We start from the raw sequence: 21,629 nt of genomic DNA, 5'->3' as shown, positions 1-21,629 counted from the left end.
TCGGATCAACCGCGCGCGGCGGCAAGGGATTCCTTGGCCGCAGCGGCGACGTTCTCGGCGGTGAAACCGAACTCGGCGAACAGGGTCTTGGCATCGGCGGAGGCGCCGAAGTGTTCGAGGGAGACGATGCGTCCTGCGTCACCCACGAACCGGTACCACGTGAGACCGATCCCGGCCTCGACCGCAACGCGGGCCTTCACGGACGGCGGAAGGACGCTGTCGCGGTACGCGCGCGACTGCTCCTCGAACCACTCCACGGACGGCATCGACACCACCCGCGTGCCGACCCCCTCGGCCTCCAGCCGCTCCCGCGCCTCGACGGCGAGGTGGACCTCGGAACCGGTCGCGATGAGCACCACGTCCGGGGTCTCGGTGGAGGAGTCCTTGAGGACGTAACCGCCGCGCGCCGCATCGGAGTTGGGCGCGTAGACCGGCACTCCCTGACGGGTCAGCGCGAGGCCGTGCGGGGCGGGGTGGGTGGCGTGCCGCTTGAGGATCTCGGCCCAGGCGATCGAGGTCTCGTTGGCGTCGGCCGGGCGCACGATGTTCAGTCCCGGGATGGCGCGCAGCGAGGCGAGGTGCTCGACCGGCTGGTGGGTGGGGCCGTCCTCGCCGAGACCGATGGAGTCGTGGGTCCAGACGTACGTCACCGGGAGCTGCATCAGGGCGGAGAGGCGGACGGCGTTGCGCATGTAGTCGGAGAACACCAGGAAGGTGCCGCCGTAGACACGGGTGTTGCCGTGCAGCGCGATGCCGTTCATCTCGGCCGCCATCGAATGCTCGCGAATACCGAAGTGGATCGTACGGCCGTACGGGTCGGCCTCCGGCAGCGGGTTGCCCTTCGGGAGGAACGACGACGTCTTGTCGATGGTGGTGTTGTTCGAGCCCGCGAGGTCGGCGGAGCCGCCCCACAGCTCGGGCAGGACCGGTCCAAGTGCCTGGAGCACCTTGCCGGACGCGGCGCGGGTGGCGACGGAGGAGCCCGCCTCGAACACCGGGAGGGCGTCCTCCCAGCCCTCGGGGAGCTGACCGGCGACGATCCGGTCGAAGAGCTGCGCGCGCTCGGGCTGGGCGCCGCGCCACTTGTCGAGCTGCTTGTCCCAGGCGGAGTGCGCCTCGGCGCCCCGGTCCAGGGCCTGGCGGCTGTGCGCGATGACGTCGGCCGCGACCTCGAAGGACCGCTCCGGGTCGAAGCCGAGGACGCGCTTAGTGGCGGCGATCTCGTCGGCGCCGAGCGCGGAGCCGTGGGAGGCCTCGGTGTTCTGGGCGTTTGGAGCGGGCCAAGCGATGATCGTGCGCATCGCGATGATCGAGGGGCGCCCGGTCTCGGCCTGCGCCGTCTTCAGCGCCGTGTACAGCGCGCGGGTGTCGATGTCGCCGTCGGCGGAGGGCTCGATGCGCTGGGTGTGCCAGCCGTAGGCCTCGTAGCGCTTCAGGACGTCCTCGGAGAAGGCGGTCGCGGTGTCGCCCTCGATGGAGATGTGGTTGTCGTCGTAGACGAAGACGAGGTTGCCGAGCTGCTGGTGGCCGGCGAGGGAGGAGGCCTCGGCGGAGATGCCCTCCTCCAGGTCGCCGTCGGAGACGATCGCCCAGACGGTGTGGTCGAAGGGCGACTCGCCCTCTGGCGCCTCGGGGTCGAACAGGCCGCGCTCGTAGCGGGCGGCCATCGCCATGCCCACCGCGTTCGCGACACCCTGTCCGAGCGGTCCTGTCGTGGTCTCCACACCGGCCGTGTGCCCGTACTCGGGGTGACCAGGCGTCTTCGAGCCGTGTGTCCGGAACGCCTTCAGGTCGTCCAGCTCCAGCTCGTACCCGGCGAGGTACAACTGCGTGTACAGCGTCAGCGAGGTGTGGCCGGGGGAGAGGACGAAGCGGTCACGACCGGTCCACTCGGGATCCGCGGGGTCGTGACGCATCACCTTCTGAAAGATCGTGTACGCGGCGGGAGCCAGGGCCATCGCGGTGCCGGGATGGCCGTTGCCGACCTTCTGGACCGCGTCAGCGGCCAGAACACGGGCGGTGTCGACGGCGCGGCGATCGAGATCGGTCCACTCGAAGCTGTCAGGTGTGTGCGCGTTCATCTTCAAGAAGTCCTCGGTAAGAGCGGAAGAACTGCTCGGACGTCTTCAAATCTAAAAGTCTGACTTTTACGAGGGAAGGTGCCGGTGTGCCAGCCTGTGGTGAAAGTGGGACACCGGCAGCAGCGTTGAGACGGCACGAGAAGGACATGACGGACAGAACTATCCAAGACGTCGGCGGTGACGGCGACGTGATCAGAACGTTTCCCTTCCCTGTCGATCTGAGTGTCTGCGGCGTCGGCATGCAGGTCGGCCCGATGGGCACCGACCACACCTGGCACGCCGACGCACCCCTGCACCGCGTCCACCGCATCGACTTCCATGTGGTGATGCTCTTCTCCGGCGGCCCGGTCCGCCACATGATCGACTTCGCCGAGTACGAGGTGGGCGCCGGCGACGTCCTGTGGATCCGCCCCGGCCAGGTCCACCGCTTCTCGCGGTTCGACGAGTACCACGGCACCGTCCTGACCATGCAGCCCGGCTTCCTCCCCCGCGCCACGGTCGAGGCGACCGGCCTCTACCGCTACGACCTCCCACCCGTCCTGCACCCCGACGAACCCCGCCTCGCCGCTCTGCGCGCCTCCCTGGCCCAGCTCCAACGCGAGTACGAGGACACCGAGACCCTCCCGCTCACCTTGCACACCTCGGTCCTACGGCACTCCCTGACCGCGTTCCTGCTGCGCCTGGCGCACCTGGCGGCGAGCTCGGCGGAGGACGCCGCCCGCCAGGCCGACACGACGTTCACCCTCTTCCGGAACGCCGTGGAGAAGGGCTTCGCCACCAACCACAGCGTCAGCGCCTACGCCGACGCCCTCGGCTACTCCCGCCGCACCCTCGTCCGCGCGGTCCGCGCCGCGACCGGCGAGACCCCCAAGGGCTTCATCGACAAGCGTGTCGTCCTGGAGGCGAAGCGGCTGTTGGCCCACACGGACCTGCCGATCGGCCGCGTGGGCGCGGCAGTTGGATTCCCCGACGCGGCGAACTTCTCCAAGTTCTTCCAGCAGCACACGGATGTGACGCCGGCGGGGTTCCGGGCGGAGTTGCGGTGAGGGCGGGGACGCGCTGAACGGCGACATGACGGAGGGGCCCCACGCGCACGCGTGAAGCCCCTTGTTCCCGTGGGGAGTTGGATCAGTGACCGAAGTCGAACCAGTTGACGTTCACGAAGTCCGCCGACTGGCCACTGCTGAAGGTGAGATAGACGTCATGCGTGCCGGTGACCGAGCTGATGTTGGCCGGCACCGTCTTCCATGACTGCCAGCCCCCGGTGCCGGCCAGCGCGAAGCTGCCGACCGGGGTCGCGGTGGGGCTGTCGAGGCGGACCTGGACCAGGCCGCTGACGCCGCTCGCGGCTCCGCTGGCGACCCGGGCGTAGAACTGGGTGGCCGCAGTGGAGCCGAAGTTGACGCCCTTGTAGAGAGCCCAGTCGCCATTGGCTATCGTGCCGATGTCCTGGCCGCCGCCGGTGTCCGTGGTGGTCTCGGCGACGGTGCCGGACTGGCTGTCGTAGGACTCGGCCTGGATGGCGCTGTAGGCGTCACGGTTGCCGGTCGGCGGGGTCGTGGTACCGCTCCCACTACCCGTGGACGAGAGCACCTGGACGTAGTCCACCGTCATCGGGTGGTTCGGGTCGGTGGCGCTGGTGGGGCCGCCGCCGAACGCGTCCGGGAAGCCGCCGCCCATCGCCACGTTCAGGATGATGAAGAAGCCGTGGTTCGTAGCGTTGGCCCAGGTCGTCGCGTCGACCTGACTGGAGTTCACCGTCTCGAAGTTGACGCCGTCGAGGTAGTAGCGGATCTGCTCGGGGCTCGTGGACCGGTCCCACTCCATCGCGTACGTGTGGAAGCCCGCCTGGCAGGTCGTTCCCGTGCACGCCGTCGAACCGCCGATGCCGGTCGTCTCGTTGCACGGACCGCCCGGGCTGGTTCCGCAATGCACCGTGGACCAGTCGGTGTTGAGACCCTGGACGTTCTCCATGATGTCCAACTCGCCCACGCTGGGCCAGTTCTGGTAGTTCCCCCGATACGGCGCGCCCAGCATCCAGAACGCGGGCCAGTAGCCGAGCGCCGACGAGCCGGTGACGTTGGGGAGTTGGATACGGGCCTCGACCCGGAGCTTCCCGTCGGCGGGCGGCTGGAAGTCGGTGCGGTTGGTCTCGATCCGGCCCGAGGTCCAGTTGCCGGATGCGTCCCGGCGCGGGGTGATCAGCAGGTTGCCGTTGCCGTCGAGCGCCACGTTGTTGGTGGAGGAGGTCATCGCCTCGACCTCGCCGGTGCCCCAGTTGGCGGCCCCGCCCGGGTACGAAGTCCCGGTGTCGTACTGCCAGTTGGCGGTGGAGACGCCGGTGCCCGCGGAGCCGTTGAAGTCGTCCAGGAAGACCTGCGTCCAGCCCGACGGGGGCGTGGGCGCGGACGCGTTCGCGGGCAGGGTGAAGGCCGTGGCGGTGGCGGCCGCCAGGCCGAGGGTGCTGAGGACGGCGATCAGGACACGCCGTAGAGGACGGGGTCTGCGCTGCGTGCCGGAGGGTTCACTCATCGGTGCCTCTCGGATACGGAGTGGGGGTGCGGGTGCCGTGGCTGCCTGAGAGCGCTCTCACCCAGTGGGGTGCGCGGTCAATGTGCTCTCAGCCACTCCGGGCGTCAAGAGGTGAAGCCGGGAAAGTCCTTTCGGGGGGCGGGAGTTCAGGGGGTGAATGCGGTGAATGGGGAGGTTTCCGAGGGGTGTCATCGGCGGGGGTCGGTGTGGGTGGCGGGGGGTGCGGTTGGGATCGGAGGGGCAGCGGGGGTCGGTGTGCGCCGGGATCGGTGCGCGCGGCCGGGACCAGAGGGCGCGTCCGGGATAGGTACGCGCCGGGCCGGGAGCTGGAAGGCGCTGCCGGACCAGAGGCGCCGTGGGGGGCAGGAGTGTGCCGCCGGGACAGACCGTGCCGCGCGGACCAAGGGTGCCGGGACCGGAGGGCGTCGCCGGGATTGCAAGGCGCTGTCGGTACCGGGGCGCGCTGCTCGGCTCAGCCGGGGTCGGAAGGCGCCGCCGGGTCTGGACCGTTCCAGGGGCAGAGCACGTTGGGTCCGGATCGCGCCAGGGGTCAGGGGTGGCCCGGGCCGCAGCGCGCCGGGGCCGGACCGTTCCAGGGGGTGCCCCTATCTCTTTCGTCAAGGGGCGGGTCGGTTGATTGGTGATGTTTCAGGCGGCTTGGGGGACGGCTTGAGGTTCGAAGAACGTCCCGTCGCGGAGCATCGCGAAGAGCACGTCGACGCGGCGGCGTGCGAGACACATCAGGGCCTGCTTGTGCCGCTTGCCCTCGGCCTTCTTCCGCTCGTAGTAGGCCCGGGAGGCCGGGTCGGACAGCGAGGCGAACGCGGCGAGGAAGAAGGCCCGTTTCAGGTGCTTGTTGCCTCTGCGGGACGGGCTCTCGCCGCGGATCGAGGACCCCGACCGCCTGGTCACCGGAGCGAGCCCGGCATAGGCGGCGAGGTGGCCTGCGGTCGGGAAGGCGGTGCCGTCACCGACGTCGATGAGGATCCTGGCTCCGGTCCTGGCGCCTATCCCCGGCATCGACGTCAGGAGCTCGGAAAGAGGGTGCGACTTGAGCAACTCCTCGATGTCCGAGGCCAGTTCCTTGCGCTGGTCGAGCAGGCCGGCCAGGTTCTTCGCGAGCTTGGGCACGATCACCGCGGCCGCGTCGGTCCCCGTGACGACGACGGTCTGCTCGTCGAGTGCGGTGAAGATGTCCTCGACCAGCCGCTCGGCCATCCTGGGCGCCTTCGGCCGCAGCAGCGTGATCAGGCGCCGTCGTCCGGCCTTGCGGATCGCCTTGGGCGAGCCGAACTGTTCCAGCAGCGTGAGCACGGCCGGGTGCTGGATGCGTGGCCCCAGGACCCGTTCGAGGTGCGGGTGGATCTGGGTGAGCAGGCCGCGGAGCCGGTTCGCGACCCGGGTGACCTCGCCCGCGAGGTCGTCGTCGAACCCGACGATCATGTGGAGTTCGGCGACAGTCTCGTCGTCCAGCTCGATCGAGCGGAGCGTGTGCGGCATGGTCCGGGCGGCGTCCGCAATGATCGCCGCGTCGCGGGCGTCGGTCTTGCCCTCACCGGGATAGAGGTCCGCGATCCGCCGCATCGTCAGGCCCGGCAGATACGCCACCTCGCAGCCCGCGTCGCGGGCGACGGCCAGTGGCAGAGCACCGATCGAGGCGGGCTGGTCCACGACGACCAGGACCCGGCCGTACTTGGCCGTGAGCTTGTCGAGCATGGCCCGCATCTTCGGCTCGCTGTTCGGCAGCGGCTTGTCGACGACGCTCCTACCGTCCGGCATGAGGCCGGTGGCGTGGTGTTCGCCCTTGCCGACGTCGAGGCCGAGGAAGACGGCCACGTCGCGGATGTCGATCACTTCACTCCTCCTGGGAGGGTCTTGTCTTCCCGGCCAAGGCACGGCGCCGACATCCGGCAACCACGTTACGAAGAGCGTTGCCGGCGGACCGGCGCTCCTGCCCCTATTAGCGATCTACCGGCGCCTCCCGACCCGGTGACACCACCCCCCGGGTCATGGTCGACAGGGGGCAAAAGTCATGCCGGGCCAGAAGGCCGGGAGCCCCAAGATCGGGGCCGTCTAGAAGGTAACGGGGGCAGAGCATGTCGGGCCCGGACCGCGCCACGGTCGGCGGTGGCCCGGGCCGGATTGCGTCGGGGCTGGACCGTTCCAGAATGGGTGCTGCCGGGGCTGGACCGCGCCGGGGGCCAGGGCGCGTCGTCCGGATCGCGCCAGGGGTCAGCGGTGGCCCTGGCGTGAGCGCGTCGGGGCTGGACCGTTCCAGGAGGCAGAGGGCACCCGCCTGGAGTGTCCAGGAGGCAGCGCGCACCGACGTCTAGGCCGCGCTCCCCGCCTTCCAGTCCGCCCAGGACAGGTTCCAGCCGTTGAGGCCGTTGTCCGCCGCCACGGTCTTGTCGCCGGAGTTCTTCACGATGACGACGTCGCCGAGCATCGAGCTGTCGTAGAACTTGTAGCCCGGCACCGAGGTGTCGTTGGCGCCCTTCGCGTCGTGCAGGCCGACGCAACCGTGGCTGGTGTTCTCGTTGCCGAAGACCGAGGTGGACGCCCAGTAGTTGCCGTGTACGAAGGTGCCGGAGGTGGTGAGGCGCTGGGCGTGCGGGACGTCGGAGATGTCGTACTCGTCGCCGAGCCCGACGGTCGAGGACTCCATGCGGGTCTGCTTGAACCGCTCGCTGATCACCATGATCCCGGACCAGGTGGTGTGCTGGGCGTTGCCGCCGCTGACCGGATAGGTCGCGAGGGTCTTGCCGTCCCGCTTGACGGTCATCTCCTTGCTGGACAGGTCGACCGTGCTGATCTGCTCGCGGCCGATGTCGAAGGTGACGTCCTTGGACTGGACGCCGTAGATGCCGTCTTGCCCCTCGATGTCCTTCAGGCGGAGGCTGAGCGTGATCTTTGTGCCGGCCGCCCAGTACGTCTCGGGGCGGAAGTCGAGCCGGGTGTCGCTGAACCAGTGTCCGACGACCTCGACGGCGGGTTCGGCGGTGACCGTGATCGCCTTCTGGACAGTGGACCGGTCCTTTACCGCGTGCGTGAAGTTGATCGACACGGGCATGCCGACGCCGGAGGTGGAGTTCGCTTCGGGGGTGAAGTAGCCGACGAAGGTCTCGCCGGGCGACTTCGTGGTGAAGGTCACCGTCTTGGCGGCGGCGCCCTGCGCCTGCGCCGCGACCGTGTACTTCGTGCCCGAGTACGGGTTCTTCGCGGACGTCCATTTCGTCTTGGCGTCGTTGAACGTCCCGGCCAGCGTGGAGCCGTCGTTGCCGGTCACCTTCACCGTGGCGAGCGTGCCGTCGGTCACGCTGACCGTGACCGGGGTGGTGAAGTCGGCCTTCTTGGTGCCGTCCGCGGGCAGGACCGTGACGGTCGGCGCCTTCGCGGCCTTCACGGACGCGGTCGCCGACGAACCACCGGACGACGAGCTCTCCGCGGCCCCCGCCGAACCGCTGCAACCGGTCAGGACAGCGGCCGGCACCACCCCGAGCACGGTGAGGACCCCACGACGGGACCACCTCTCCGACTGCTTCTCGGACCGGTTGGATATGTGCGACACGCCCACGGCAGGCCTTCCTCCGCATGTCGCGCACACCCCCTGGCCGTACGCGACGAGATCACCAGTGCCGTTGCATCCTGCGCCACTTCCATGGGTTGAATCTTTGAATCCCAGGAGCTCCACCTGAGATTCCTGTGAAGAGAGCCTGAAAGAAGTCCTGAAACCACGGTTGCCGGACGCTTCCCGAGTGTGAACAGAGTATGAAGGCGCCGACCGGTGCCCTGAGTATCCGGTGAGATCCCCGTCCCGCCATGGCTTCCCCACCTACCCGGTCGGAATAGTGAGAAAGGAACTGAAGGCGGAGTTCCGTTTCGACGGCTCCGCGGCAGACCACGCCGGAGGTACTCGTGACCGAAGTCCGCAAGCGGCCCACCGTGGCGATCGTCGGAGCGGGCGCGGCAGGCACCCTGACCGCCGTCCAGCTCTGCGAGACCGCCACCCGCCGCCGGACCCTCCTCGACCTGGTGCTGGTCGACCCGGCCCCGGAAGCCGGCCGCGGCACCGCCTACGCCACACCCGATCCACGCCACCGGCTCAACGTCCAGGCGGGCGGCATGAGTTGCTACCCCGACGACCCCGGCCACTTCACCCGCTGGCTCTGCCGCCACGGCGAACCCACCGTCAGCGCCGCCGACTTCGCCACCCGCTACCGCTACGGCGCCTACCTCGCCGACACCCTCGCCCAGGCCGTCGTCCGCTCCCACGGCACGGTCTCCGTACGCCGGCTGCGCACCCGCGCGGAGAGCTGCACCGGCGCCGCCGAGGGCACTGAAGGCCCGGCCGGCCCGGTGGAACTCCACCTCGCCGACGGGGGACTCCTCACCGCCGACAGCGCGGTCCTGGCCACCGGCCCCGCCGCTCCTACGGCCGCCTGGGCACCGACCGCGCTGCGCACCTCGCCCCGCTTCGTCAACTCGCCCTGGAATCCCGGTGCGTTGGACACCCTGCGCGAGGGCACTGCCGACATCCTTCTCGTCGGCACGGGCCTGACCGCCGTGGACCTCGCCCTCGCCCTCGACCGCCCCGAACGCACGGTCCACGCCGTCTCCCGCAACGGACTCCTGCCCCAGCCGCACGCGTTGGGACCGGCCGGCGCGATGGAGGCGCCGAGCTGGCCCCGCGATCTGACCCTGAGCGCACTGCGCCGAACCGTCTACCGGCACGTCGGCCGCTCGGTCCGCACCCACGGCGACTGGCGCCCCGCCCTGGACAGCCTGCGCCCGCACACCGCGCGACTCTGGCGCAGCCTCACCCCCGAAGAACGCGGGGAGTTCCTCGCGGGTGAGGGCGCCCTCTGGAACACCCACCGCCACCGCATGGCCCCCACCACCGCCGAGTACGTCACCCGGGCCCGCACCGCACGCCGCCTTCAGGTCCACGCGGGCACGATCACCGATGTGGTGGAGTCCAGCGGGCAGTTGGCTGTCGCGCTCTCCAACGGCCGTACGCTGCGCGTGGGTTGGGTGATCGACTGCACGGGACCCGGGCAGCGGCTCGAAGACCCGCTGTGGCGTGGGCTGTTCGAGGCCGGTACGGCGGTGCCCGGACCGCTGGGCATGGGCGTCGCCACGCGTGACGGACGCCTCCTCGACGCCCAAGGCGGTTCCGCACGACCGCTGTTCACGCTCGGCGCCCCGAGGCGCGGCGAGTTGTGGGAGACCACGGCGATCCCCGAGATCCGGGTCCAGGCTGCCGCGTTGGCCCAGCAGTTGCTGGCGCCCCCGGCCCGCTGCACAGCCCGCCGCAGGCCGGTCGACGGACTCGGCCTCCCGCTCTCCACCCACGCCGAGGCCGCCACCGCCTACCGCAACGGACTCGACCGGGTCCTCAAGGTCCGGGCCGGCGCCGAGGACGCCTTCGCCCGTGCGGTCGCCCTGGATCCCGGATTCGCCCTGGGCCACGCGGCGTTGGCCCTGCTCGGCCACGAGTGCGGAGCCGCGGTGGACGTACCCCGGGCGCTCGCGGACGCCCAGCGCTGCGCACACGAACGGGCCGACGAACGCGAACGCTCCTTCGTGGACGTGATCACGCGGCGCGTCCAATCCGCCGACGGGGACGGGGCGTTGATGCGCCACCTCGACACCCACCCCGCCGACGCGCTCGCCCTGGCCGCCGCCGTACCCACCATCGCCTTCTCCGGCGTCACCGACCTGGACGACGACTACGCGCTACGGCTGGTCGAACGGACGTCCCCCGCCTATGACGGGCACTGGTTCCACACCTCGCTGCTCGCGTTCCTGCGCCAGGAGCAGGGCCGGCTGCACGAGGCCGGTGAACTCGCCCACCGCGCCCTGGGAGTTGAGCCAGCGTCCGGTCACGCCGTGCACGCGCTGGCCCACGTCCACTACGAGACCGGCGCCCACGAGGCGGGCCGGGACTGGCTGGACCGCTGGGTCTCCGGGCAGGGCCGGGGTGCCGTCCACCGGGCCCACTTCTCCTGGCACATCGCCCTGCACGAACTGGCGTTGGACGACCCCGCCGCCGTACGCAGGCGCTGGTTCGCACAGTTGGCGCCCGGGCGGGTGACCGGGGTGCGCGCGCTGGTCGACTCGGGGTCACTGCTGTGGCGGGCCCGGCTCAGCGGCAACTGGCAGGGGGAGCTGCCGACTTCGGACGTCCTGGACACCGTGGCCTGCGAGGTGCTGGAGCGACCGGCGACGGCGTTCACCGCCCTGCACGTGGCGGTGGCTCTGACGGCGGTCGGAGACCTCCCGGCCCTGCGCCGGCTGCGCGACCACGCGGCGGGCGCCGACCCGGTGCAGTGTGAGGTCATCGCCCCGCTCTGCGACGCCTTCGCCGCCCTCGTCGAACACCGCTTCCACGAAGCCGCCCACGGCCTCGACGCGTTGTTGCCGGTCCTGCGCAGGGTGGGCGGCAGCGCGGCCCAACGCGAGGTCGTGGAGGAGACGTTGCTGTACGCGCTGGTGTCGGCGGGGCGGTGCGACGCGGCACGCCGGCTGCTGGACGCACGGTTGGACCGGAAGGCGGCGCCTCGGGATCGGCGGATGTTGGCGGGGTTGCCCGGGTGAGTCGAGCAGGGGTGGATGCCGATCGGGGTTGCTCGGGTGAAACGGGGTGGGACGAGGGGGAGTTGGTGCGTGTCCTGTCGTAGGCCCGCGTCCGTTTGGGGTGCCGTTCGTCAGTCGGGAGTGGGCCGTTCGCGGGGCTCGTCGTCGGGTGTCGAGGGGAGGTCGAGGGTGGCCTCCAGGCCTCCGGTGGGGGTGGTGTCGAGGTGGAGGGTGCCGTGGTGGAGGTGGGCCTGTTGGTCGACGAGGGCGAGGCCGAGGCCGGAGCCGGGGGAGCGGGTGCGGGTGCCGCGGGTGAACCGGGCCTTCATGGCCTGCCGTTGGGCGGCGGGGATGCCGGGGCCGTCGTCGCCGACGGTGATCCGGACCGCGCCCGCAACCTCGCTGAGCCGGACGTCCACCGTGCCTTCGGGGCGACCGTGGAGGGCCGCGTTGTCGAGGAGGTTGTCGACGGCCAGGCGTAGGCCGACGGGCCAACCGTCCACGGTCGCGGGGGAGTTGGCTGTCAGCCGGTAGGTGGTCGTGGGGTGGCGGTGTGCCGCGTGGGCGACGGCCTCGTCGAGGAGTTCGCTCAGGACGACCGGGGTGCGTTCGGGCAGGGCGTGGGCGTCGCCGCGGGCCAGGGTCTGAAGTCCCGTGAGGAGGGCGGTGATACGGCGGTGCTCCGCGCTCATCGCCTCCAGGGCGCGGGCCCGTTGGGGTGCGGGGAGGTCGGGGTTGCGCTGGAGGGTCTCCAGGGTGACCCCGAGACTGGTGAGCGGGGTGCGGAGTTCGTGGCCCGCGTCGGCGGTGAAACGGCGGGTGGAGTCCATGCTGACGCGCAGCTGGTCCAGCATGCTGTTCAGCGCGTGGGAGAGGTCCGCGACCTCCTGCGGGCGTGTGACGGCGGGGAGTTGGGGCCCGGCCGTGTTCGCGCTGATCGCGAGGGCGCCGGTCCGCAGCCGTTCGAGCGGCTGGAGGATGATCCGGGTGAGCAGCCAGACGCCGCCGGCCGTGGCGAGGGCGGCGAGGAGCGTGACGGCGGCGACGATCACGGTGTTGTCCGCGAGCCGCCGTTCGATGGGGTCGATGTCCTGGAGCACTTCGAGCCGCTCGCCGGTGGTGCTCAGCGACCGGGTGAGCGAACGCCAGGTCTGCCCCTCGGTGTCGATCGTGCGGTACCCGTCGCGGGTCGGCACCGGGAGCGGGGCGGTCGGCGTCTCACCGTGCTGCGCGATCACCTTCCCGCCGGAGACGAGCCGCACCAGACTCTGACTGCCGGCGAGCAGCCCGCCGTAGTCGTCGCTGTCCTCCCCGTCACCGCTCGGATGGTCGCCCTGGTCGCGGAGTTTGTCGGCGTCCTGGTCCCCCTTCTCGACGCGCGCGGCGAGTTGACGATCGACGTCCGTACGGTCGCGATGATCGATCCGCGCAACGATGACCAGCCCGGCAAGCCCGACCACGACGGTCACCAGGAGCACGACAGCGGCGGTGATCCGGGAGCGGAGGCTGCGCGGTAGCCAGGTCATGGGCTGGTCCGAAGGGCGACGGCGGGTGTGATGCGGGGGTGCGGGCTGGGCGGCAGCCATGCCGGGGCCGGTCGGGCGGGACCGGCCGTGGCCGTGATCCGGGGGCGTGGACCGAGGGGCAGCCGCCTCATGGTTCGGTACGCAGGGCGGGTCGAGGTCGAGGTCGCGATCGGGGAGCACAGGCCGCGCGGGAGCCAGGTCATGGGGTGGTCCGAGGGGTGACGTCGGGTGTGGTGCGGGCGCGCGGGCTGCACGGTAGCCGTACCAGGGCCGGGAATGCGGGACCGGCCATGGCCGTGATCCGGGGGCGTGGACCGAGGGGCAGCCGCCTCATGGTCCGGTACGCGGGGCGGGGCGAGGCTGAGGTTGTGATCGGGGAGCACAGGCCGCGCGGGAGCCAGGTCATGGAGCGGTCCAAGGGGTGACGTCGGGTGTGATGCGGGCGCGGGGGCTGCACGGTCGCCGTACCAGGGCCGGGAATGCGGGACCTGCCGTGGCCGTGATCCGGGGGCGTGGACCGCGCGGCAACCGTCTCATGGGCCGGTGCGCAGGGCTGATCGTGGGGGCCGTGTTCGGGGAGCGCACCGCGTGGCGGCCATGTCGTGGACCGGTCCAAAGGCGGACGGCGGGTGTGATGCGGGGGCGCGGGCTGGGCGGCAGCGATGCCGGGGCCGGTCGGGCGGCTCCGGCCGTGGCCGTGTTCCGGGAGGCTGGACGGCGGGGCAACGACCTCACGGGCCGGGTGGGCAGGACCCGCAGCGGCCGTGTTCCGGGCGCGCGGACCCCGAGGCAACCTCCTCGCGAGCCGGTGCGCAGGACCGACCGCGGCCGTGATCCCGGCACGCAGACCCCGCGGCAGCGACCCCATGGACCGGTACGCGGGACCGGCAGCGGCGATGACCGGGGAGCGCAGGCCGCGCCGTAGCCCCCTCACGGACCGGTTCGCAGGACGAAGCCGATGCCGCGGACGGTTCGCAGTACTCGGGGGCCGCCGTCGGCCTCCAGTTTCTTGCGGAGGTAGCCGATGAACACGTCCACCACGTTGGTGTCGACGTCCCAGGTGTAGCCCCAGACCTGCTCCAACAGCTGGGCCCGGGACAGGACTTGGCCGGGGCGGTGGGCGAGGGCGAGCAGCAGGTCGAACTCGCGGGAGGTCAGCCGGAGTTCGCGTCCTGCCCGGGAGGCCACGCGGCGGGCGGGCTCGATCGCGACGTCGCCGACGACCAGGGACCGCTCGGTCGTCGACTCGTGCAGCCGGACCATCGCGTGCAGCCGCGCGGACAATTCCCCGATGGAGAACGGTTTTACGACGTAGTCGTCCGCGCCCGCCGCGAGCCCCGCGACCCGGTCGTCGACCTCGTCGCGGGCGGAGAGCATGCACACGGGAAGGATCCGGCCCTGGGCGCGCAGGGCGCGGACGACCTCGACCCCGGACAGGCCCGGCATCGTCACGTCCAGGACGATCACGGACGGTGGCCGGCCGGCGACCTCGTCGAGTGCCGTCTCGCCGTCCTCGGCCAGCCGGACCGTGAAGCCCTCAAGACCGAGCCCCAGGTCCAGGGCCGCGCGCACGCCGGGGTCGTCGTCCACCACCAGCACCTCCGGCTTCCGGCTCACCGCCGCCATGCAGCACCTCGACTTCCTCACCGGCGCCCGCGGGAACGGGCACCGTCGCCTGCCTCAAGGACCAGCTGTCTCAAGGATCAGCTACCTCAAGGATCGGCGGTGAACGACAAAGAAGTCTAAGAACCACGCGGGCCACTCCTCCCACCGAGCCGGTATCGACACAGGTCAGCGGGGCGCTCGCCGCTCCCGACCGCCGAGTTTCTTAGAGCGGCCACAAAGAGCGTCGCAAGGGTGGGGACACGCCCTCCCCAAGGGGCATGCCTTGACCTCGCGACGAAGGAAGCCCGCCGATGACTCTGTCCACCGAGCTGCCCCGCGGGCAACGCACCCCGCCCGCCCCGCCCCGCCGGGGGCGCTTCACGCTCGCAGACCCGCTCGGCGCGCTGGCGATCCTGTCCGTGGTCGCGGTCGTGGCCCTGTGGGTGATGAACCAGGGCGGTCCACTCAGCCTGACCGCCTCCGACCGGGCGACCGGCTCCCTCGGCCTGCTCGCCGGCCTGCTGGCCTCCGACCTGATGATCCTCCAGGTCGTCCTCCTCGCCCGGATCCCCTGGGTGGAACGGTCCTGGGGCCACGACCTGCTCACCCGCCGGCACCGTCTGATCGGCTTCGCCTCGTTCTGGCTGATGACGGCCCACGTCACCCTGTTCGCCTTGGAACGGTCCACCCGCGAACCCACGGCGATACCGGACGCACTCCTCCGCCTGTTCATCACCGACTCATGGATGCTGTTCGCCACCGTCGGGACCGCCCTGCTGATCATGGTCGTGGTCACCTCGATCCGCGCGGCCCGCCGCCGACTGCGCTACGAGTCCTGGCACCTGCTGCACCTCTACTCCTACGCCGGCATCGCGGCCACCTTCCCGCACACCTTCACCGACGGCGCCGACTTCCACGAGACCTGGACCCGCGTCTACTGGTGGTGCCTGTACGGCTTCGCGTTCGCCGCCACCCTCCTCTACCGCGTCGCCCTGCCCGCCTGGCGTTCCCTCTACCACCGCCTGCGCGTCGAGTCCGTGGTCACCGAAGCGCCCGGCACGGTGTCGATCACCTTCAAGGGCCACCGCCTGGACAGGATGCGGACCGCCTCCGGCCAGTTCTTCGTCTGGCGCTTCCTCGACGGCCCCGGCTGGTCCCGCGGCAACCCGTACACCCTCTCCGCCGCCCCCACCCCCGACCGGTTGCGCATCACCATCAAGTCCGCGGGCGACGGCAGCGAACGCGCCGCCCGCCTCACCCCCGGCACCCGCGCCCTGATCGAGGGCCCCTACGGCACCCTCACCGCCCGCCACCGCACCCGGCCCGGCATGCTCTTCATGGCCGCCGGAATCGGCATCACCCCCATGCGGGCCCTGCTCGAAGACGCCCCCTACGCCCCCGGCGAGGCCACCCTCATCTATCGCTACGGCGAGGACGAGCACGCCGTGTTCGCCGACGAACTCCGCACCATCGCCACCCACCGAGGCGTCGAGCTGATCCTCCTCCCGGGCCCGCGCCGCGCCGACACGTCGTGGCAGGCCGCGGGTTCCGCGCACCGCGACGGCACACCCGGGCAGGCCACCGGCCCCGTCCGCCTCGACGACGACGTCCAGGTCCTCAAGGGCCTCGTCCCCGACATCGCCCGCCGGGACGTCTACGTCTGCGGCCCGCCCACCTGGATCACCGCCGTCCGCAAGGCCGCCCGGGGCGCCGGCGCCCACCGCGACAGCGTGCACACCGAAGAGTTCGCCTGGTAGCGGCACCCCACCCGTCAGCAACAGGAGCACACATGCGACGCATCACCCTCTGGTTCACCGCCACCCTCGCCGTGGCCGCACTCCTCTTCGCCTTCCAGCTCAACGCCTCCGGCGCGACCGGCAAGTCCGGAGACGGCGGCGATCACATGCCGCCCGCTTCCACCTCCACATCCACATCCACATCCACCCCCAACGCCTCGGCCAAACCCGGGGAGGACACCGCCGGCTACGGCGACCACGTCGGAAAGCCGGGCGAGAACAAGTAGTTCAGTCACCCGCTCGCCAACTCCCGCTCCGGGAGGCCCACTTCACGCCACCCGAACCGGTCGCCCCCCAGCCCCGGCGCCCACGCGGAGCCCTCGTCGCCGGAACCGGCAGCATCCGTCGATCGCTCGTGCGGGGGAGGAACTCCCGCCGCCGGTAAGTAAGTCGAGGAGTCAGCGCTCGCCGCCGGGCCCCGTTCGCAGCAGGGCGGCGCCGAGCGGGGTCAGGGTGTGCAGGACCGTGTTGGCGTGGCGGTGGCTGGTGATCAGGCCCGCGTCGCGCAGGACCGCCGTGTGATGGCTCGCGGTCGTGGGTGTCACACCGGCGCGGCGGGCGGCCTCGGTGGTGGTGGAGCCGGTCGCGCTGGCCCTCAGGATGGCGGCGCGGGTGGGGCCGAGCAGCCCGCTCAGCGAGGGGGAACCGGTGGGGGAGCGTCTCGCCGGCAGGTGGTGGAGGGCGTAGAGCAGAACGGGCGGGAGCCCGGAGTCGGCCAGGGCGATGGGCGTGTGCCAGCAGAAGTGGGAGGGGATCAGGAGCAGCCCCCGCCCGTCGAGGTGGACGTCTCGGTGGTCCGGATAGGGATCGATCTCCAGGACCGGCGCCCGCCAGTGGATCGTGGGTCCCAGTCCGGACAGCATGCCCTCGGTCCCGGCGTGGAACAGGGTGTGGGCGTGCCGGGCCCGCTCCGCGTGCAGCCGTTCCTGGATGTGCTCCTCGTGCGGGGCGATCACCGCGCGGTGGTAGGCGCGCAGGGTGTCCACGAGTTGCTCGCGCATGTCCCGCTCGGCGAGACGGCGCGCCCAGGCCGGGGCACCGACGCCCCGGTCGAGTGTGCCGACCTCTCCCATGACCTGCTCGTACGGCGTCGCCAGAACGGCCTTCAGCCCGGCGTCCAGTCCTTGGGTGCCCTCCGGAGGCGTCAGGAAGTCGGGGAAGTAGCTGGCGCGCGGGAAGAGCGGCACCAGGAAGGTCTTCACCGCACGGTCGAGCCCGGCCCGCCGCAACGAGCCGCACGCGTCGTGGAACCAGGGCGCGTAGGCCCAGCGGCCCTCACGGGTCTGGAGCCGGTGCAGACTGGCCGCGATCTCCCAGAGCGCATGAGGCTCGGTCGCCACTCTGACCTTGATGAGGTCCTCGGGCGTGAAATGAAAGCGGAGCATCCGTTTCTCCGTGGGCCCCTGTCGTCGACCTGCGAAGTGTCAGGGCACTCACATGAGCATGACACCGACATACCCGGACCAGGAACATGAATTCCCGCCAGCAGCAGGCCAGTTGGCGCCCTCCACCCTCCACAGGAAAGGCTCGGGATGTCCTCGTACGAGCAGGAGCACGACCGCAGGTCCAGTCGCCCCCGCCGCCGGAGCCGCATGGCCCTCGTCGCCGCGGCGATCACCTTCGCCATGGCCGCCCTGGGTTTGATCGCACCGAGTTCCGCGAGTGCCTCGGCGCAGGCGTGGGCGTGCACCAGCGGCCATGTGTGTGTCTACAGCGGTATCAACGGCACGGGCTCCGTGTGCTCGTGGTCCAACGCCGACCCGGACTGGTGGGGCGGAGACGTCCAGTGTTCGTGGTCCGACACCCAGAACGTCGGGTCGGTCTACAACCTCGGCACGTCGTCCGCGTACAACTACGTCGCTCTCTACACCGGCGCCAACTACACCGGCAGCCACTACTGCTTCGTGCAGGACGGTGGCTACTCGTCGAACTTCAACGTCAAGATCCGCTCCCACCGCTGGGTGGCTTCCTGCTGATCGCCGCATGACAGGTCGGCGGGCCCCGGAGCGCCGGGACCCGCCGTTCGAGCAGCGCGAGGCCCCGCGGACCTGACCTCACCGGTGAGGGGAATGTCCGGGCCGGGTCGAGGACGACGCCGTCACGCCTCCGGCCGCCACCCCGACGCCCGGGATATCCCACGCGCCGCGAGCCGCACCGCCGGGATCAACGCCGGTACCTGCGCGTCCACTTGAGGCACCACCACCGACACCGCCGCGACCACCGCACCGCCCGGCCCGTGCACCGGAGCCGCCACCGACAGGGCGTCGTCCGTGATCTGACGGGTACTCACCGCGACGCCGGTGCGCCGGACTTCGGCCAGTACCCGGCGCAGTCGTAGCGGATCGGTGATCGTGTACGGCGTGAACGACGCCAACGGACCGGCGCAGTAGGCCTCTTGGAAGTCCGGGTCGCCGTGGGCCAGCAGGGTGAGGCCCACGCCCGTGGCGTGCAGGGGCCAGCGGGCGCCGACCTGGATGTGTACGCCGACCGCCGAACGGCCCGAGATCCACTCGGTGTAGACGACCTCCGTACCGTCCCGCACCGCCAACTGCACGTTCTCGTGCGTCGATTCGTACAGGTCCTCCAGGTACGGGAGGGCGAGTTGGCGCAGGGCGAGGCCGCGGGGCGCGAGCGCCGCGATCTCCCACAGCCGTAGGCCCACGTGGTACGTCCCCGACGCGTCCCGTTCCAGCGCGCCCCACTCGGTGAGGGCGCCCGCGAGGCGGTGGGCGGTGGTCAGGGTGAGGCCGGCGCGGCGGCTGATGTCGGACAGGGACAGGGCCGTGTGCGCGTGGTCGAAGGCGGCGAGCACGGCGAGCAGCCGGTCGGGCGCGGAGCGGGTGGCGGGCGCCGCCGACCGGGGGATCTTCGAGGAGCGCGTGACGGGCGCGGGCTCAGGGGGCGTCGCCGACCGTCCGGTGGGCGCGGACTCGGTGGGCGTCGCCGCGCGCGTGGCCGTCGCGGAACCGGTGCTCGTCGCGGACCGGGTGGTCGTCATGGCCGGGCCTCCGTCCGGTGTCAGGTCAGTCCGTCCTCGGCGACCCGTTGCAGCAGGGTGTGCAGGGTCTCGCGCTCGGTCGCGTCGAGCGGGCCCAGCAGTTCGTTCGTGACGCGCAGGCCCGCCTCGTCCGTGTCGCGCAGGAAGCCGCGGCCGTCCGCCGTCAGGACCACGATGCGGCTGCGGCGGTCGTCGGGGGAAGGGCGGCGCTCGGCGAACCCGAGCTTTTCCAGGTCGTCGACCAGGCCGACGATCGCGCTCGGGTCGTAGCCGAGCCGGGTGCTCAGTTCGCGCTGGAGGGCGCCCTCGGACGTGGCCAGGAAGCGGAGCAGCGCGTAGTGGCGCAGGCGCAGGCCCGACTCCTGGAGGAACGTGTTGAAGAGCTGGCCGGAACGCAGGCCCAGCCGGTACATGAGGTAGCCCGTGTCCGCGTGCAGCCCGCGCATCCACGGCTCGTGCGCGTCGATCGGAGGGTTCGCGGCGTGCGGCTGACGGGCGATGGCGGGCTCCCTGGGTCGAGGCCCCGGGCGGGGCGTGCGGTGGTTCGGAGCCAGTGTGACGCACATGGTCCATCGGCAACAACTATTGACGTCAACAATTATTGCTCTTAGCTTCGATCTCGTAGCCGCACCCCGGTGTGTTCAGACCCCGGCGCGGCTCGCAGCCGTATCGCCGTGTGAAGGGATCCGCTCGTGCCCAGCATCGATCTGACCGGCAAGGTCGCCGTCGTCACCGGCAGCGGCCGGGGCCTCGGCCTCGCCTACGCGCACGCCCTGGCCGCCCACGGCGCGTCCGTGGTCGTCAACGACATCGACGAGGCGGTGGCCGAGCAGGCCGTGAAGTCGATCGCCGAGGCGGGCGGCACCGCCGTCGCCGAGGTGGTCCCGGTCGGTACGACGGAGGCCGCCGAGCGGCTGGTGAACCGTGCCGTCGAGGAGTTCGGGCGGCTCGACGTCCTGGTCACCAACGCCGGCATCCTGCGCGACAAGGTGCTGTGGAAGATGACCGACGAGGACTTCGACGCGGTGATCACCACCCACCTCAAGGGCACCTTCACCTGCGCCCGCGCCGCCGCCGTACGGATGCGCGAGCAGGGCGAGGGCGGCAGCCTGATCCTGGTCGGCTCGCCGGCCGGCCAGCGCGGCAACTTCGGCCAGACCAACTACTCGGCCGCCAAGGCCGGCATCGCCGCCTTCGCCCGCACCTGGTCGATGGAACTAGGCCGCGCGGGCATCACCGTCAACGCGATCGTGCCGGTCGCCGCGACCGCCATGACCGAGACGATCCCCGCGTTCGCCCCGTACATCGAGGCCATGAAGAACGGCGACCCGCTGCCCGACTTCCTCCGCAAGGGCGAGGGCTTCGGCACCCCCGAGGACTGCGCCGCCCTCGTCCCGTTCCTCGCCTCCGAGGCCGCGCGCGGCATCACCGGCCAGGCCATCGGCATCGGCGGCGACAAGGTGGCACTCTGGTCCCACCCGCAGGAGATCAGCGCGGCCTACGCCGACGGCGGCTGGACCCCTGACACCCTGGCCGACGCCTTCCCCACCTCGGTCGGCGCCGAACTCCAGTCGGTCGGCATCCCCGCACCGAAGCTGCCGGAGGCGTGATGACACCCCCCACGAACGTCGGCGAACGCGCCATGGACATCGGCGACATCGTGGCGATCGACGTCCACACCCACGCCGAGGTGTCCTCCAAGGGCCACTCCTCCCTGGACGACGACCTGCACGACGCCTCCTCCGCCTACTTCAAGGTCGAGGGCAAGCGGAAGCCGACGCTGGAGGAGACCGCCGCGTACTACCGCGAGCGGAGAATGGCCGCGGTGATCTTCACGGTCGACGCCGAGTCCGCGACCGGCACCGAGCCCGTCCCGAACGAGGAGGTCGCCGAGGCCGCCGCCGCCAACGCCGACGTGCTCATCCCCTTCGCGTCCATCGACCCGTTCCGGGGTCGGGCGGGCGTGAAGCAGGCGCGGCGGCTGGTCGAGGAGTACGGGGTCAAGGGCTTCAAGTTCCACCCCAACATCCAGGGCTTCTTCCCCAACGACCGGTCGGTGGCCTACGACCTCTACGAGGTCATCGAGGAGACCGGCACCATCGCCCTCTTCCACACGGGCCAGACGGGCATCGGCGCGGGAGTGCCGGGGGGCGGCGGCATCCGCCTGAAGTACTCCAACCCCCTGCACGTGGACGACGTCGCCGTCGACTTCCCGCACCTCAAGATCATCCTGGCGCATCCGTCCTTCCCCTGGCAGGACGAGGCACTCGCCGTCGCCACCCACAAGCCGGGCGTGCACATCGACCTGTCCGGCTGGTCCCCGAAGTACTTCCCGCCGCAACTGGTGCAGTACGCCAACACCCTGCTGAAGGACAAGGTCCTCTTCGGCTCCGACTACCCCGTCCTCACCCCGGACCGCTGGCTCGCCGACTTCGAGAAGCTGCCGATCAAGGACGAGGTCAAGCCGAAGATCCTCAAGGAGAACGCCGCCCGCCTGCTCGGACTGACGTAAGGG

General features: G+C 71.1%; 16 protein-coding genes. 7 read left to right on the top strand and 9 right to left on the bottom strand.

The window, feature by feature from the left end; all coding sequences use genetic code 11:
- Positions 1-5 precede the first annotated feature (5 nt).
- Positions 6-2,081: a transketolase gene (gene tkt / locus OG194_RS07220; protein ID WP_327400010.1), complete on the bottom strand. Its 2,076-nt coding sequence runs from the start codon at positions 2,079-2,081 to the stop codon at positions 6-8.
- Between the two features lie 146 nt (positions 2,082-2,227).
- On the opposite strand from tkt, the gene OG194_RS07215 reads away from it, so the two are divergent.
- Positions 2,228-3,127 (top strand): helix-turn-helix domain-containing protein, encoded by a 900-nt coding sequence (locus OG194_RS07215; RefSeq protein ID WP_327400009.1) that lies wholly within the window; start codon positions 2,228-2,230, stop codon positions 3,125-3,127.
- Positions 3,128-3,209: 82 nt separating this feature from the next.
- Here OG194_RS07215 and OG194_RS07210 read toward each other — a convergent pair whose 3' ends face one another.
- From OG194_RS07210 to OG194_RS07200, 3 genes are all read right to left on the bottom strand, one after another.
- Complete coding sequence (locus OG194_RS07210; protein WP_327400008.1) at positions 3,210-4,613, bottom strand: glycoside hydrolase family 16 protein; 1,404 nt, start codon at positions 4,611-4,613, stop codon at positions 3,210-3,212.
- A gap of 648 nt (positions 4,614-5,261) precedes the next feature.
- Complete coding sequence (locus OG194_RS07205) at positions 5,262-6,467, bottom strand: IS110 family transposase (RefSeq protein ID WP_327400007.1); 1,206 nt, start codon at positions 6,465-6,467, stop codon at positions 5,262-5,264.
- A 475-nt stretch (positions 6,468-6,942) separates the two neighbouring features.
- On the bottom strand, positions 6,943-8,187 hold the full coding sequence (locus OG194_RS07200; protein ID WP_327400006.1) for a L,D-transpeptidase: 1,245 nt from the start codon (positions 8,185-8,187) through the stop codon (positions 6,943-6,945).
- 341 nt (positions 8,188-8,528) lie between these two features.
- Here OG194_RS07200 and OG194_RS07195 point away from each other — a divergent pair, with 341 nt between their 5' ends.
- Positions 8,529-11,210, top strand: coding sequence for an FAD/NAD(P)-binding protein (locus OG194_RS07195; protein ID WP_327400005.1), 2,682 nt, complete (start codon positions 8,529-8,531; stop codon positions 11,208-11,210).
- A gap of 110 nt (positions 11,211-11,320) precedes the next feature.
- On the opposite strand, the gene OG194_RS07190 is transcribed toward OG194_RS07195, so the two are convergent.
- Together OG194_RS07190 and OG194_RS07185 are read right to left on the bottom strand one after the other, a co-directional pair.
- The gene (locus OG194_RS07190) at positions 11,321-12,715 is read right to left on the bottom strand and encodes a HAMP domain-containing sensor histidine kinase (protein WP_327400004.1); all 1,395 of its coding nucleotides are present in this window, start codon (positions 12,713-12,715) and stop codon (positions 11,321-11,323) included.
- A gap of 930 nt (positions 12,716-13,645) precedes the next feature.
- Positions 13,646-14,341: a response regulator transcription factor gene (locus tag OG194_RS07185; RefSeq protein ID WP_327400003.1), complete on the bottom strand. Its 696-nt coding sequence runs from the start codon at positions 14,339-14,341 to the stop codon at positions 13,646-13,648.
- A 290-nt stretch (positions 14,342-14,631) separates the two neighbouring features.
- Between OG194_RS07185 and OG194_RS07180 the strand changes: the two genes are divergently transcribed.
- Both OG194_RS07180 and OG194_RS07175 read left to right on the top strand, forming a co-directional pair.
- A complete protein-coding gene (locus OG194_RS07180) occupies positions 14,632-16,077 on the top strand; it encodes a ferredoxin reductase family protein (protein ID WP_327400002.1) in 1,446 nt (481 codons plus the stop codon).
- Positions 16,078-16,109: 32 nt separating this feature from the next.
- On the top strand, positions 16,110-16,343 hold the full coding sequence (locus OG194_RS07175; RefSeq protein WP_327400001.1) for a hypothetical protein: 234 nt from the start codon (positions 16,110-16,112) through the stop codon (positions 16,341-16,343).
- Positions 16,344-16,514: 171 nt separating this feature from the next.
- Here OG194_RS07175 and OG194_RS07170 read toward each other — a convergent pair whose 3' ends face one another.
- Positions 16,515-17,501 carry an ArsR/SmtB family transcription factor gene (locus OG194_RS07170; protein ID WP_327400000.1) on the bottom strand — a complete coding sequence of 329 codons (987 nt, stop codon included), beginning with the start codon at positions 17,499-17,501 and terminating at the stop codon, positions 16,515-16,517.
- Positions 17,502-17,648: 147 nt separating this feature from the next.
- Here OG194_RS07170 and OG194_RS07165 point away from each other — a divergent pair, with 147 nt between their 5' ends.
- Positions 17,649-18,092, top strand: coding sequence for a peptidase inhibitor family I36 protein (locus tag OG194_RS07165; protein WP_327399999.1), 444 nt, complete (start codon positions 17,649-17,651; stop codon positions 18,090-18,092).
- 122 nt (positions 18,093-18,214) lie between these two features.
- Here OG194_RS07165 and OG194_RS07160 read toward each other — a convergent pair whose 3' ends face one another.
- Positions 18,215-19,114, bottom strand: coding sequence for an IclR family transcriptional regulator (locus OG194_RS07160; RefSeq protein ID WP_327399998.1), 900 nt, complete (start codon positions 19,112-19,114; stop codon positions 18,215-18,217).
- Positions 19,115-19,134: 20 nt separating this feature from the next.
- Complete coding sequence (locus OG194_RS07155) at positions 19,135-19,560, bottom strand: MarR family winged helix-turn-helix transcriptional regulator (protein WP_200687367.1); 426 nt, start codon at positions 19,558-19,560, stop codon at positions 19,135-19,137.
- A 246-nt stretch (positions 19,561-19,806) separates the two neighbouring features.
- On the opposite strand from OG194_RS07155, the gene OG194_RS07150 reads away from it, so the two are divergent.
- Positions 19,807-20,724 carry an SDR family NAD(P)-dependent oxidoreductase gene (locus tag OG194_RS07150; protein WP_327399997.1) on the top strand — a complete coding sequence of 306 codons (918 nt, stop codon included), beginning with the start codon at positions 19,807-19,809 and terminating at the stop codon, positions 20,722-20,724.
- A gap of 32 nt (positions 20,725-20,756) precedes the next feature.
- A complete protein-coding gene (locus OG194_RS07145; protein ID WP_327407000.1) occupies positions 20,757-21,626 on the top strand; it encodes an amidohydrolase family protein in 870 nt (289 codons plus the stop codon).
- Positions 21,627-21,629: the final 3 nt, after the last annotated feature.

Source organism: Streptomyces sp. NBC_01288 (assembly GCF_035982055.1).
In the GTDB taxonomy this organism is placed as follows: domain Bacteria; phylum Actinomycetota; class Actinomycetes; order Streptomycetales; family Streptomycetaceae; genus Streptomyces.
The sequence above is the reverse complement of the archived record's forward strand: the minus strand, read 5'-3'. Positions and strand labels throughout refer to the sequence as shown.

Coding starts and splice junctions, on each gene's coding strand:
- OG194_RS07170 (WP_327400000.1), bottom strand. CDS start 17,501: ATGCTCCGCTTTCATTTCACGCCCGAGGACCTCATCAAGGTCAGAGTG.
- OG194_RS07190 (WP_327400004.1), bottom strand. CDS start 12,715: ATGACCTGGCTACCGCGCAGCCTCCGCTCCCGGATCACCGCCGCTGTC.
- OG194_RS07180 (WP_327400002.1), top strand. CDS start 14,632: ATGACTCTGTCCACCGAGCTGCCCCGCGGGCAACGCACCCCGCCCGCC.
- tkt (WP_327400010.1), bottom strand. CDS start 2,081: ATGAACGCGCACACACCTGACAGCTTCGAGTGGACCGATCTCGATCGC.
- OG194_RS07155 (WP_200687367.1), bottom strand. CDS start 19,560: ATGCGCGGGCTGCACGCGGACACGGGCTACCTCATGTACCGGCTGGGC.
- OG194_RS07160 (WP_327399998.1), bottom strand. CDS start 19,114: ATGACGACCACCCGGTCCGCGACGAGCACCGGTTCCGCGACGGCCACG.
- OG194_RS07185 (WP_327400003.1), bottom strand. CDS start 14,341: ATGGCGGCGGTGAGCCGGAAGCCGGAGGTGCTGGTGGTGGACGACGAC.
- OG194_RS07215 (WP_327400009.1), top strand. CDS start 2,228: ATGACGGACAGAACTATCCAAGACGTCGGCGGTGACGGCGACGTGATC.
- OG194_RS07165 (WP_327399999.1), top strand. CDS start 17,649: ATGTCCTCGTACGAGCAGGAGCACGACCGCAGGTCCAGTCGCCCCCGC.
- OG194_RS07175 (WP_327400001.1), top strand. CDS start 16,110: ATGCGACGCATCACCCTCTGGTTCACCGCCACCCTCGCCGTGGCCGCA.
- OG194_RS07210 (WP_327400008.1), bottom strand. CDS start 4,613: ATGAGTGAACCCTCCGGCACGCAGCGCAGACCCCGTCCTCTACGGCGT.
- OG194_RS07145 (WP_327407000.1), top strand. CDS start 20,757: ATGGACATCGGCGACATCGTGGCGATCGACGTCCACACCCACGCCGAG.